The sequence below is a fragment of the Laceyella tengchongensis genome (assembly GCF_900182735.1).
Classification (GTDB): Bacteria; Bacillota; Bacilli; order Thermoactinomycetales; family Thermoactinomycetaceae; genus Laceyella; species Laceyella tengchongensis.
The window spans coordinates 20,329-33,844 of the sequence record NZ_FXTU01000008.1; the positions used below are offsets into that span (position 1 = coordinate 20,329).

Below are 13,516 nucleotides of genomic sequence, written 5' to 3' on the forward strand. Positions count from 1 at the left end.
TGAATAGAGACAAGCTGGTAAGATGCATGATGATGGGCTATATTCCCTATTGGATTTGGTAATTAGTTGATTATAAACAGCCGTTTTCTCATACTAATTAGGAATAAAACATATTTAGGAGGGCGAAGATGGGTCGGATTCTCAAAAATTATTACCCTGAATTGACAGGGGTGCTTGTCTTGGGGCTGATCTTCTTCTTTGTGACCACGGGAGTCCCCTTGCTTGCCCCATTCACCGAGGTCACGCGCGAGTGGAGCAGCGGGCTGTCAAGTGAGTTGCACAATTTCACCACCATTTTCCTCAGCCTGTTTATTGAAGGCTTGCCATTCATCCTGTTTGGCACCTTGTTGTCCAGTTTTGTACATGTTTATGTGAAACAGGAGACCTTGTGGCGGTTTTTGCCCAAGCATCCGGTGCTGTCGATTCCGTTGGCCGCCAGTTTCGGCCTGTTTTTGCCGATTTGTGAGTGCGGCATCGTGCCCGTGGCTCGGCGGTTGGTGCAAAAGGGACTTCCCAGCTATGTCGCGTTCACCTTTTTGCTCGCTGTGCCAATTGTGAATCCGATCACCATCGCTTCTACTTATATGGCGTTTGGCAATTCGTGGGAAATGGTTTGGAAACGCATTGGTTTGGGAGCTGGTATCGCCATCTTTATGGGAATCATGTTTTACCTGTTTTACAAAGGCAGACCCGTGTTGAAAGAGGAAACGGGGGGACAACGGACAGAGGGTTGTTGTGGCGGAGCCCATGATCATGACCACGAACATGGGGCTCATTGCGCTGACCGCTCGCATGAAGGGCAAAGCCGACTGATGCACGCCCTGTCCCACTCCGTGTTTGAATTTATCGACATGGGCAAATACTTCTGCTTGGGCGCGTTGATTGCCGCGGGCTTCCAAACCTTTGTTGGCGTAGCCGCGATCAAACAGTTGGCCCGATTCGACGGCTTGGCCTTAATCCTGATGATGGCGTTGGCGTTCAGCTTGTCGATCTGCTCTTCGGCAGATGCTTTCTTGGCGGCTTCTTTCCGTTCGGTGCTGGGTCAGGGGCCGCTGTTGGGCTTTTTGGTGTTCGGGCCGATGGTAGATATAAAAAATGTGTTGATGATGGCGGGTGGTTTCAAACGGTCGGTAATATTCTTCTTCGTCGGTTGCACCACGTTGGTTACCCTACTCACACTGTGGATTTTCTTCTGATATAAAGGGGGGAATGGTGTTGAAAGCTTGGTTGCGTGTGGGGATTTGCTTGGGATTGGCGGTTTTGCTGGTGCAACTGATCATAACCGGTGAGCTGTCGTTGTTTGTCAATCCTCGGTTTACGTGGTTGATCGTTGCCAGCGTCTTGATCCTGGTGTTGCTGGGATTGGTTCAGCTGTGGAACATGAAGGGGAGCGAGTTGCATCGGATTGGCGCTTGGGGGTACTTGGTGTTGCTGTTGCCGATGGCGATGTATCTCTTGATCCCCCCAAAAGCGTTGGACGCATCCATCGCGAGCAAAAAAGGGGTGAGCTATTTATCGGCCAAAAGCGTGAATGAACAGCAACAAAAGAAATCCGCCCCATCGGCTACATCAGATACCAACGCTGATCCTTTGGCGGTGCAGGAAGACCCTTACAAAAAATTTATTCCGCAGTTGCAACGCGAGCCTGTGATCCATCTATCACAGGAAACGTATGCCGATTACTACAATACGCTCAACTTCTATCCTCAACAATTCAAAGGGAAGAAGATCAAGCTCAAAGGGTTTGTATATCGCGATGATACGATGAAGAAGGATCAGTTGGTAGTAGGGCGCTTTTCAGTTACCTGTTGCACGGCGGATGCGATTGTGATTGGGTTTTTGACTGAGGGGGCGAAGACCTCTACTCTCAAAGACAACGATTGGGTGGAAGTAACCGGGTCGCTGGATGTGGGGATGTATGATGGTGTTGACATGCCGGTAATCAAATTAGAGGCGGTAGAGAAGGTCAAACCGCTGAAAGACCCGTATATCTATTTTACATATTAGGGCGTAGGTCGATAAGCGGCGAAGGGAAATCAATTACCACCCGGCGCCGCTTTTATGTTTGAACAAGGAATGGTTTTAGTCTGATTGCACATACTCCTACCTGTCCGTCGCAAACAAGAAACGGTGAAATGCAATAGCATACACGAAAGGCTCATTTCCCTATGTGCTTCGCCTAGGGCAGGTTTTAGCGCCAATCGGTTTTGTTCCATGTAGAAACAGGTTTTAGAACCTGCTGACGTGGTATGCTATTGCTAAGGTGTGCAAATTTGGTTCAGAACATGTAATATATGTAGCGATGAATTGAAAAAGACAGGGAGATGGGACAAATGGGTTTATTGGTGCGTTTTTTGGCCAGCGCAGTCGCAGTGGTCGCCGCGGCGAAATGGATTCCCGGTATTGAGGTGGCAAGTTGGGGAACGGCATTCATGGCCGCTTTGGTGCTGGGGCTGATCAACTTGATTGTGCGCCCGTTAGTCATGTTGTTAACCTTGCCGATCAACCTGCTGACATTGGGTTTGTTTTCCTTGGTGATCAACGCGATTCTGTTCTGGTTGACTGGGGTGTTGGTGGACGGTTTAGAGGTCAGCGGCTTTGTGCCTGCATTTTTGGGTGCTTTGCTGGTGGCTGTGGTGACTTGGGTGGCTGATAAGTTTGTTGATTAGGGTGTGTTAGACATCACGCGTGACGAGATGTACCAGACACATCCCTGACGGATGCCCGCTCGTTCTTCTGATAAGCATGGCAACGATAAAGGAGTGCTTCCATTGGCAGAAGCACTCCTTTTTATGCAGATGATGGGTTTGCCTTGTCGGGCTTGATTTCAATCAATTCTGCGCGAATGATGTAACGGTCGGGGGCGTCCCCAATGTAATCAAACGGGTAACAGGTAGTCAAAGTCAACACGGGCCGTGGTATAGGTACGATCACCGTCCGGTCGTCAGCATGGGTGATCCAGTGTTTGCGAAACTGATAAGTAAAGATGTTTCCATTGTACCGGATATACAACTTATCACCGGCCTTCAGGTCGCCCAATCCGCGAAAAACTGTATCACGGTGTCCGGATAGAACCACATGTCCCGTCTCGCCGGGGTTGACTGTGCCGTAGCCTTCATAGAGGCCGACCCCTTTTTTAAGGGATTCATCATCTGTTCCCTGGACGATGGGCAAGATGGCTCCCATTTTGGGGATAACCAGCTCGCCGACTTTGACACCATTTGCAACTTGTGCGCTGTCATCTTTCTTGCCCTGCGGCAGGGCCGGCGCCTTGGCGGTTTCGTTCCAGTCATCCGATATGGACATGGCCAACTTGGGATCGACCACGGCGATGCTGATTTCGTTCCACCAATGAAAAGCGTTGTATCCTAAAATCAGCGCACCAGCGATCATCAAGAGCCAAGCCGCTTTTTTGGCCATGTGTATCACTCCTTTGTGCGGTGCATGAATCTGATGTGTAAAAGTTTCGCGTTGGTTCATTCGTTTCCTTCACTATATTTATTCGTAGGACAAGGGCGTTTTGTGTCTGTGCGGTTGTTGTGACGACAAGGGCGTTTTGCCCCGCTTTCATATCTCCGCCAAAAACGATATCCTAACATTGTCGGACAAAAGAGCGGACAAAGGAGTGACATCGATGCATGCGTGGGAAAGGGTGAGGCGGATTGAACGGATTCTTGGCGTCCGAGCTAACCGCGTAAAGCCGTCGCGCCCTGCGCCGGGGGAGACGGCATTCCAACTTTCTTCAGGAGAGTGGATTACCTTTGGCTTGGCATTGACAAAACGGGAACAAGCGTTGATTGAGTGGTTGCTAAATGAAGAAATGAAGCCAGCGAAGCGCCTGGGGTTGGAGGAATGGATCAAAGGCGTGTTGGACGGTGGGCCACCCGCACCGGTACCGGCGCATCTTAACCATCACCTTCCCGGCGGGCGGATGCCGGCGCTATTGATGTTTGAGCAAGGGCGCCCTTTTTTCGCCAAAGAAGATTTGTCTGTGCTGTTGGATACATACTTTGCCGGGAGTTCCCCGTGGTTGGTGGGTCTAAACGAGAGTGACTGGTTGCTGTTCGTCCCGTTGCGGGAGTGGATCGGTGAGGAGAAGTTCACTTTGGAAGCAGAAGAGCTGTTGCTCGAAGCGGCATCTGGATTGCAGGAGGCTTTAGCCGATGAGTTGGGGCTGACAGCGAGCATGGTGCTGGCTCCGCCGATTGTTTCTTGGGAACAACTCCCCGGCATGTGGCAGCGCATGGCACAGGTGCGGGAAGCGGTGCGTTCGTTCCGCATGGAAAAAGCCGTCTGGGTGACATGGAAACCGCGGTTGGAACGGCTGTTGACGCAATTGGACGATCAGGCGGTCAAAACCTTTTTGGCAGAGATGCCGGGCTTGGCTTTGTTGCGAGAAGAGGAAATGCGCAAAACGATTGAGGCCTTCTTGCGGTTGGATCTAAATATCAGTGAAACGGCCCGCCATCTGTATGTGCACCGCAACACTCTTTTATACCGGTTTGACCGGGTGAAACAGGAAACGGGACTCGATGTGCGGCGGTTTGCGGATGCGATGCTGATCAAGGTGGTGCTGTTGCTTTTGAACCATCAGGAAGGCGAAAGGTGAAACCATACAGCGCTTTTTGTGACCTTTGCACAATGATTCATCGCCCAACCTGTCATAGAATGAAGCTGAGGGATGTCCGGAGAACGAGGCGGACATGCATTAGATCATGCTTCGGGAGGGTGTATGACAATGGCGAAAGTGTGTCTGAACCATGTGTATAAAAGATATGGGAACCATTTGGTGGTGAAAGACTTTAATCTTGAAATTAAAGATAAGGAATTCTTGGTGTTGGTGGGGCCGTCGGGTTGCGGAAAATCGACTACTCTGCGCATGATTGCGGGACTGGAGGAGATTTCGGAAGGGGAATTGTACATCGGCGATCGCTTGGTGAACGATGTGGCGCCGAAAGATCGCGACATTGCCATGGTGTTCCAAAGCTATGCATTGTATCCGCACATGACCGTTTATGAAAACATGGCGTTCGGATTGAAGTTGCGCAAGTTTAAAAAAGATGAGATTGAAAAGCGGGTACGGGAAGCGGCTAAGATTCTCGATATCGAGCATCTGCTTGACCGCAAGCCCAAGCAACTTTCCGGTGGCCAGCGGCAACGCGTTGCACTTGGGCGGGCGATTGTCCGCGAACCGCAAGTGTTCTTGATGGATGAGCCGTTATCCAACCTAGACGCCAAATTGCGCGTGCAAATGCGCACAGAGATCAGCAAATTGCATCAGCGCCTTGAAACCACCATCATCTACGTCACCCACGACCAAACCGAAGCGATGACGATGGGCGACCGCATCGTAGTAATGAAAGACGGAGTGATCCAACAAGTGGACACGCCCACCGAGATTTACAACAACCCGGCGAACATGTTTGTGGCCGGTTTCATTGGGTCGCCAGCCATGAATTTCGTCGAAGGGGTTCTCAAAGAAGAAGACGGCGAGATTTATTTCCAAACAGAGGGTGCAAAAGTGAAGATCCCGACTGGTCGGGCCCATGGTTTGCGTGAACAGGGGTATGTAGGCAAAGAGGTCATTTTCGGCATCCGCCCGGAAGCCGTTCACGACGAACCGGTCTTCATTGAGGCGTCGCCGGACAGCCGTTTCACCGCCAAGGTGGAAGTAGCCGAAAACATGGGTTCGGAAATGTACCTGTATGTCAGCGGCTTGGGAGACAAGTGGCTGACCGCCCGCGTCAACGCCCGTACCCAGTACGTGCCAGAAGCGCAAGTTACGTTGGCGCTCGATATGAACAAGGCACACATCTTTGACAAAGAAACAGAAAAAACGGTACTGTAGTGGTAATAAAGACGAGAGCGGCTGGATGTCAGTCGCTCTGTCGCATATGCGACGGTAGGAGAGTGCCAGATGAGCAAAGTGACGATTAAAAGCATCGTTCAACAATTCGACTTGGAAGTGATCTCTGGTTGGGATCAATTAGACCGGCGCCGGGTCACGGTCGCGGACTTGTACCGCCCGGGCTTGGAATTGGCCGGCTTTTTCACGTTCCACCCCGTTGAGCGCTTGCAGCTGCTTGGGAAAACGGAATTGTCCTTCATTGAAGGGTTGACGAAAGCGGAACGACAAGAGCGGTTTGACCGATTGTGCCATCCGGAGATTCCCTGTTTCATTTTGACGCGGAACTATGACGTGCCTTCGGAGTTGGTTCAAGCCGCCCAAGAGAAAAAAGTTCCGATTCTCAGAACCGAGATGGCGACCACCCGTTTTGCGAGCAAGCTGACCAACTATCTGGAAAAGTTGCTTGCCCCCACCACCACCATGCACGGGGTGTTGGTTGACATTTACGGGATTGGCGTGCTGATCACCGGCTCCAGCGGCATCGGGAAAAGCGAAACCGCTTTGGAACTGGTAAAGCGCGGTCACCGTTTGGTGGCGGATGACGCGGTGGAAATCACCCAAACGGAGGAAGGCAGCTTGGTGGGGCACGCCCCTGATTTGATTCGCTATCTGCTGGAAATACGCGGTTTGGGCATCATCAATGTGATGACTTTGTTTGGGGCCGGTGCGGTCAGGGATAAAAAGCGGATATCGTTGACGATTCATTTGGAAGCATGGCAAGAAAAAAGGCAGTATGACCGACTGGGCTTGGATGAGGAGAAAGTCCGCATCATCGACACGGAGCTTCCCAAGCTGATCGTCCCCGTGCGTCCAGGGCGGAACTTGGCTGTTATCATTGAAGTGGCGGCGATGAATTTCCGACTGAAGCGACTGGGCTATCACGCGGCACAACAATTTGTGCAAAAGCTGGGAGAAGTGATCGATGAAGGGGACGAGATCGATTAAGGGATAGGGGACAAGCTTAGGCTTTCGAGGGCGGAACCTGGCATCCGAAGCCGCCGCCAGCCATGGGCATCCCCACAAGACTCTTTTAGCGACGGCTCCGTAGCAAGTCGTTGATCATGGATCGAAGTCGTTCATAAATGGGAAAAAAGGGCGGCCTTGGCGGCTTGCTTTGGGCTTGGGCCAGTGCGGAAAATAGACGAACTGGATCGGTGTGTCCCGTAGGCATCCCGGTGTGAGGCATGTCCCTTTCCCATTTTTGACGCTTACGCTTGCCAGCTTGTTACATTCTAAGCAATCGTAGCGTTCGTTTATTTTATTATCAGAAAAATATATCGGATGCAAAATAAATACCTCCGAGGCGTGTGTAACCTATTTTAATAAATCAGACATTTTGTGTCTATGGATGAGATGTTAAAATATGGATGAATAAACAAATTACGGGGATGAAGAGAAGGGTTTTTCCTGATTGCTCTTAATCCCTTTTCCTATCTGAATCGTTTGCGATAAAATACAAGGGATAGTGGATGCGAAGGGAAGAAAGGAGTGTGCGAACCATGTGGCAAGCAGTCATTGATCCGGTTGCGTTTAAGCTGGGTCCATTTCAAGTGCATTGGTATGGTGTCATCATGGGGACAGCTGCGTTGCTGGGATTGATCCTGGCCGTTCGCGAAGGCGAGAGGCGCGGGCTGGACAGTGACACGATTCTTGATATGATGCTGTGGATACTGCCCTCAGCGATTGTCGGCGCCCGTCTATATTACGTTCTGTTTGAGTGGGAATACTATGCCATGCATCCTGAGGACATCGTGGCCGTCTGGAAAGGCGGGCTGGCTATTCACGGAGGCTTGATTGCCGCTTTTCTCGTCGGATACATATTTGTGAAGAAAAAAAACATCGATTTCTTGCAGTTGGCCGACATTGTGATTCCTAGCGTGCTTTTGGGCCAAGCGATCGGACGATGGGGCAACTTTATCAACCAAGAGGCCCACGGCGGCGAGGTGAGCCGGGCCTTTTTGGAAGGTTTGCATTTGCCGGATTGGATCATCGAGCAAATGAACATTCAAGGGGCTTACTATCATCCGACGTTCTTCTATGAATCGATGTGGAATCTGGTCGGGTTCGGCTTGTTGTTGTTGATCAGGCATTTCAACCCACGCCGCGGCGAGGTGCTGTTTAGCTATATGATTTGGTACTCGCTCGGGCGCTTTTTCATCGAAGGATTGCGTACCGACAGCTTAACCTTTACCGGCCCCGACTGGTTGGTGTCGGTGATGGAGCTGTTATGGTCTCCGATGTCGCTCATGTTTGACCCGGGGATGATGGATGGGGGGAACGTGCGGATCGCCCAGCTGGTGAGCTTAATCTTAGTCTTGGTAGGCGTTTTTCTCATCGTTTGGCGCCGGGCTACGGGAAGAGCCACGGCCTTTTATCGGGATGAAGCGATTATAGAGGCGCCGGCCACAGCCAGCGCACAAGCTTCCGTCGAAAAAGAACCATCGGCATCGCCGGCGGAAACGAAAACCAATGCACAAGCGGAAGAGAAAGAAGGCCAGGCAAAAGCGTAGAGCTAGCACCATCGGGAGATCGGAAGAGGTGTCTTCCATCTCCTTCTTTCATGCCAAAAATGAGGTGACAATGTGAAATACACAGTGATATTGTTTGATTTGGACGGAACGCTGATCGACACCAACAACTTAATCCTTTCTTCATTTATGCACACTCTTGAGACGCATTGTCCGGGAAAATACACCGAGCAGGATGTGCTGGCATGCATGGGTGAACCGTTGCTTGACCAAATGCGCCGGTTTGACCCTTCTCAAGCCGAAGAGATGGTCAAAACGTATCATACCTATAACGTGGCCAAACACGATGAGCTGGTGGCATCGTTTCCCCATGTGCGCGAAGTATTAACTCAGTTGCATGAAGCGGGAGTCGTCTTGGCGGTCGTGTCCAACAAGCGCCGCCTGGTTGTGGACATGGGCTTGAAACGGATGGGGCTGGATCACTTGATGTCCGCTGTCGTCACCGTGGATGACGTGAAACGGGGCAAACCGGAACCGGACATGATCCATCTCGCGCTAGACAAGCTGCAAGCCACTGCCGAGCAGGCATTGATGGTGGGTGACAGCCGCTATGATCTCATGGCCGCCGAAAGAGCCGGTGTGGCCGCGGTAGGGGTGGCTTGGAGTTTGCACGCCGATGAGTTGAAACGGCTGGCTCCCGCGTATTTTATCGATGATATGCGTCAACTGCTTGACATAGTCCAGATCCAATCGGCCAGGGGATGATGGAGATGAGAAAAACAGAGCGCTTCCCAGTGCATGGAAGTAATGCATTATGGCAACTCTATCAAACGATTCCCTTTTGGAAAGTGTTTTGGAACACCTTGATCATCTTGATTGCTCGTTATGTTCCCTTTTTGTCGATGAAACGGTGGTTGTACCGCACCTGCTTGCGGATGGAAATCGGGGAGCAAACGGCCGTGGCGCTGATGGCCACGATGGATGTGCTGTATCCTGAAAAAATCCGTATCGGTAAAAATACCATCATCGGGTATAACACAACCATCCTGACACATGAATACTTGATCCACGAATACCGACTAGGTGACGTGGTCATTGGCGACCATGTGATGATTGGTGCCAACAGCACCATTTTGCCCGGTGTCACCATCGGCGATTACGCGATGGTGGGAGCGGGGTCGGTGGTTACCAAAGATGTGCCACCCCATGCGCTCGTAGCCGGAAACCCGGCGCGGATCATACGCGAGCGGGCCACCGAAGGCACATGATACGGCATCTGCCACAGGCATCTGATTTTTAATATCAGATGCCTTTTTTACGTTTCTAGCGCGGAAAAAGAGTGAACCGCCCTCAGATGCCAGACAATAGGAGTAAATGGTGTTGGGGGCGGACAAAAGCACTGTTGGCCTAGGAGTGTGACCAGATTGTGACGGGAAGGCCATTTCCCGGGGAATATTCACAAATCAGAAATTGACTCAATATATACTGTTCGGTAATATTGGGGTGATTTAAGGCCGGTTTCGAAAGCGGAAACAAACATCGAACGCATCAACGTTCAGGGTATTATCCTGTAGATTTAGCTCATTATGTATACTCTGGTGCAAAGGAGGATCCAAGTGAACTGGCTGACACGATTTTCTGTTCGCAATGTCGCCGCCGTTTTGATTTTGACCCTTCTCATATCTGGCGGAGGACTTTATACAGCGACACAATTGAAGATGGAATCGATGCCAGACATCAGTTTTCCAGTGGTAGTGGCGATTACGCCTTATCCTGGCGCTTCGCCAGAAGACATATCTAAAAAGGTGACCGATCCGATCGAGAAGGCGGTTCGGGGGATGAAAGGCTTGCAAAAGCTGAATTCCGTCACCGCTGACAGCACCTCGGTGATTGTCGCTCAGTTTGATTTTGACGTAGATTTGGACAAAGCGGAACAAGAGATGGAAAGTCTCATCAGCAAAGTTCGCTTGCCCGAGGATGTGCAAGACACCGTGTTCAACCGTTTCGGTTTTAACACGACCCCTGTGGTCAGCTTGTCCGTTTCCAGCAAGGACAAAACGGCTGCGCAATTGGAACGGTTGATCAATGACAAAGTGAAACCCGCCCTGGAGGGAGTAAATGGGGTGGGGGAAGTGCAAGTGAAAGGGGAAGGACCCAAAGCGGTTTACATCCGCTTGAAGCCGGAGCAACTAAAAAAATACAACCTTTCCGCTCAAGCCGTCCAACAGGCTTTGCAAAGTGCCAACATGTCGTTGCCGTTGGGTGATTTGAGCACGGACGGTATCGAGTTGCCGGTGCGTATCGATCAGAAAATCACGAGTGTGGATCAGTTGCGAAATTATGAACTGACCGTTCCGCCTAACCAGATGGAAGGCATGCAACAAGCGTTTGACCAAATCGGCCAAGGTTTTCAGACGATGGGCCAACAGATGGGCGCACTTGGCCAGGCTGTCGGTGGCTTGGGCAATGCGGTCAACGGAATTGGCCAAGCGGTAAATGGATTAGGGCAAGGGGTTGCGGGCCTGTCACGGGCGCAAGCGACCCAGGCTGATTTGGTGGCCAAGCTGATCGGCTTGCAGATCGCCTTGAACAATGAGATGAGCAAGCCGGAACCGGACATGAAAAAAGTCGGTCAATTGTACGGTGCGATCAATGGGGTGAAAACCGGGCTTACCCGGCTTTCGGATCAACTGTCCAAAGTGAAGGGCCCGTCCAGCAAGAAAGTGCCGGGCATGAAGATGCCTAAAGGCAAGGCGTCTACCCTGCGCCCAGCTGGCAAACCAAAGCAACCGAAGCTCGCCGAAGCGGAGATCAAGACGGTGAAGTTGGGGGACATCGCCTCCATCACCGAGTCGGCTGCTGAGCAGTCCCTGATCACCCGCACCAATGGCAAGCCTTCTGTCAACATCGATATCATCAAAGATCAAGATGCCAACATTGTGGAAGTGGCCGACGGTATCTTCGCCAAGCTGGGGCAACTCACCAAAGAACACCCCGAGCTGAAGGTTATCACCTTGTATGACCAGTCCAAAAGCGTTAAAGCCTCCATTCATTCCATGGTGCGCGAAGGGCTTTTGGGTGCGTTGTTCGCTTCGGTCATCATTTTGATCTTCTTGCGTGATTTCCGCATGACCCTGATTTCCATCGTCTCCATCCCAGTGTCTGTGTTGGCGACGTTGATCTTGTTGAAACAAGCAGATATCACGCTCAACATCATGACATTGGGTGGAATGGCGGTCGCGATCGGGCGAGTCGTGGATGACAGCATTGTCGTGATTGAGAACATCCACCGCCATCTGATGCGCAATGCGGATCGCAGTGTGAACATTATTCAAGTAGCGACCAAAGAAGTGGGCGCGGCCATCACGTCGTCCACCTTGACCACTGTGGCGGTATTCATCCCGCTCGGCTTTGTGACCGGCATTGTCGGTGAAGTGTTTTACCCATTTGCATTGACTGTGGCTTTTTCGTTGTTGTGCTCATTGGTGGTGGCAGTCACGGTTGTGCCCGTGCTGTCCAAGCTGATGCTACTCCGCGGCACCCCGATGCGCCACAAACGGGCGGAAAGCCGGATGGCCCACTGGTACCGGAAGTCGTTGGCGTGGGCGCTGAACCATAAAGCAACCGTGATGAGTCTGTCAACGGTGCTACTGGTGGCCAGTCTCTTCTTAATTCCGTTGGTGGGAACGTCGTTTTTGCCAGCGGAAAAGGATAAGGCGTTGCGCGTGACAGTAGAGCTACCGTCGGGCACAGAGTTGCAACAAACCGACAAATTAAGCAAGCAGATCGAGCAATTGTTGCGGAAGCATAAAGAAGTGGGAGTCATCTCCACAACGGTCGGTAGCATGGCTGGCCAATTGGGCGCCGATGGCAGTATTGGCAGTGCCAATCGGAGTACGATGGTAGTGATCCTGGATGATAACACCAACATGGAACCGTTCTTGGCTGATGTGCGCAACCAAGTGAAGCCGTTGGCAGAGGAGCATAAGGCTGAAATCAACGTAACCGAGATGAGCAGCATGGGCGTGCATGGAGGCGGGATCAACGCCAGCGTTCGCGGGGACAACATGGCAGACGTCAAGCGGGTGACTGATGAACTGACCGCAAAGCTGAAAAGCGTTGATGGGCTGACCAATGTGTCCAACAACTTAAGTGCCCAAAAAGAAATCGTCACTCTGCAAGTGGATGAGGCCAAAGCGGCCAAAAAAGGACTGGTGGCCCAGCAAGTGGCCATGTCGGTACGCGGCCTGCTCCAGGCGGACAAAGTGATGGAGATCGAGCAAGGTAACGAAGCACAGGAAGTGAAATTAGGCTTAGAGAAAGAAGGGCTCGCCTCGGTTGAGCAACTGAAAAAGGTGGAAATTTTGTCGCAGACGGGAGACATGATCCGCTTGGATGAAATCGCCACCTTGAAGGTTGAAAAGGGACCGGTGAGTATTCAAAAAGAAGACGGCCAATTGTATGCCTCCGTCACGGGAGATGTGATGGTCAAAGACACCGGAGCGGTTTCCCGAGAAGTGATGGACATCATCTCCAAAATGAAGAAGCCGTCCGGCGTTACCATCAAATTGGGCGGTGACACCGAAGAGATGAATAAAAGCTTCGCCCAGTTGGGAGTAGCTATGATTGTTGCCATTTTCGCCGTCTACTTGGTCATGTTGATTGCGTTTGGCGAGGCGACGGCGCCTTTCACCATTCTGTTCTCCTTACCGTTTGCAGTGATTGGCGGTTTGGTCGGTCTTTATGTGGCGGATCAGCCGATTAGCGTGTCGGCGATGATCGGGGCGTTGATGCTGATTGGTATCGTAGTGACCAATGCCATCGTCTTGATTGACCGCGTCATGCAGAAACGCAAAGAAGGCTGGGAGACTACAGAGGCTTTGCTGGAGGCAGCTGGCACCCGGCTCCGACCGATCTTGATGACTGCCTTGGCGACCGTGTGTGCGCTCCTGCCACTTGGATTGGGTTATGGAGAAGGGACGTTGTTGTCGCAAGGGCTGGCAGTGGTGGTGATCGGCGGATTGCTTTCGTCGACGCTGTTGACGCTGTTCATCGTGCCGATCATGTACCAGCTGTTCGCAGGGCTACAAGCGCGGTTTGGTAGCAAAAAGGAAAAAGAGGCATAAAAAACATCATCCCC

11 protein-coding genes are annotated in these 13,516 nt (G+C 51.6%); 10 read left to right on the forward strand and 1 reads right to left on the reverse strand.

Features of this window, described 5'->3' with window-relative positions; all coding sequences use genetic code 11:
* Window positions 1–128 precede the first annotated feature (128 nt).
* The 3 genes from QQZ12_RS14225 (at window position 129) to QQZ12_RS14235 (ending at window position 2,669) form a co-directional block, all read left to right on the forward strand.
* Window positions 129–1,196, forward strand: a complete 1,068-nt coding sequence (locus tag QQZ12_RS14225; protein ID WP_102993539.1) for a permease — start codon at window positions 129–131, stop codon at window positions 1,194–1,196.
* A 19-nt stretch (window positions 1,197–1,215) separates the two neighbouring features.
* A complete protein-coding gene (locus QQZ12_RS14230) occupies window positions 1,216–2,007 on the forward strand; it encodes a TIGR03943 family putative permease subunit (RefSeq protein ID WP_189318915.1) in 792 nt (263 codons plus the stop codon).
* 326 nt (window positions 2,008–2,333) lie between these two features.
* Window positions 2,334–2,669: a phage holin family protein gene (locus QQZ12_RS14235; protein ID WP_022737517.1), complete on the forward strand. Its 336-nt coding sequence runs from the start codon at window positions 2,334–2,336 to the stop codon at window positions 2,667–2,669.
* Window positions 2,670–2,790: 121 nt separating this feature from the next.
* On the opposite strand, the gene QQZ12_RS14240 is transcribed toward QQZ12_RS14235, so the two are convergent.
* Window positions 2,791–3,420 (reverse strand): class D sortase, encoded by a 630-nt coding sequence (locus tag QQZ12_RS14240; RefSeq protein ID WP_102993537.1) that lies wholly within the window; start codon window positions 3,418–3,420, stop codon window positions 2,791–2,793.
* Window positions 3,421–3,634: 214 nt separating this feature from the next.
* On the opposite strand from QQZ12_RS14240, the gene QQZ12_RS14245 reads away from it, so the two are divergent.
* From QQZ12_RS14245 to QQZ12_RS14275, 7 genes are all read left to right on the forward strand, one after another.
* Window positions 3,635–4,609 (forward strand): PucR family transcriptional regulator, encoded by a 975-nt coding sequence (locus QQZ12_RS14245; RefSeq protein ID WP_102993536.1) that lies wholly within the window; start codon window positions 3,635–3,637, stop codon window positions 4,607–4,609.
* Window positions 4,610–4,738: 129 nt separating this feature from the next.
* Window positions 4,739–5,848 carry an ABC transporter ATP-binding protein gene (locus tag QQZ12_RS14250; protein WP_154988167.1) on the forward strand — a complete coding sequence of 370 codons (1,110 nt, stop codon included), beginning with the start codon at window positions 4,739–4,741 and terminating at the stop codon, window positions 5,846–5,848.
* A 69-nt stretch (window positions 5,849–5,917) separates the two neighbouring features.
* On the forward strand, window positions 5,918–6,853 hold the full coding sequence (gene hprK / locus QQZ12_RS14255) for an HPr(Ser) kinase/phosphatase (protein ID WP_102993534.1): 936 nt from the start codon (window positions 5,918–5,920) through the stop codon (window positions 6,851–6,853).
* 554 nt (window positions 6,854–7,407) lie between these two features.
* The gene (lgt, locus tag QQZ12_RS14260) at window positions 7,408–8,418 is read left to right on the forward strand and encodes a prolipoprotein diacylglyceryl transferase (protein ID WP_102993533.1); all 1,011 of its coding nucleotides are present in this window, start codon (window positions 7,408–7,410) and stop codon (window positions 8,416–8,418) included.
* A 72-nt stretch (window positions 8,419–8,490) separates the two neighbouring features.
* Window positions 8,491–9,141: a pyrophosphatase PpaX gene (ppaX, locus tag QQZ12_RS14265; RefSeq protein WP_102993532.1), complete on the forward strand. Its 651-nt coding sequence runs from the start codon at window positions 8,491–8,493 to the stop codon at window positions 9,139–9,141.
* 5 nt (window positions 9,142–9,146) lie between these two features.
* Window positions 9,147–9,644, forward strand: a complete 498-nt coding sequence (locus tag QQZ12_RS14270; RefSeq protein ID WP_102993531.1) for an acyltransferase — start codon at window positions 9,147–9,149, stop codon at window positions 9,642–9,644.
* Window positions 9,645–9,992: 348 nt separating this feature from the next.
* Window positions 9,993–13,502 carry an efflux RND transporter permease subunit gene (locus QQZ12_RS14275; protein WP_284724566.1) on the forward strand — a complete coding sequence of 1,170 codons (3,510 nt, stop codon included), beginning with the start codon at window positions 9,993–9,995 and terminating at the stop codon, window positions 13,500–13,502.
* Window positions 13,503–13,516: the final 14 nt, after the last annotated feature.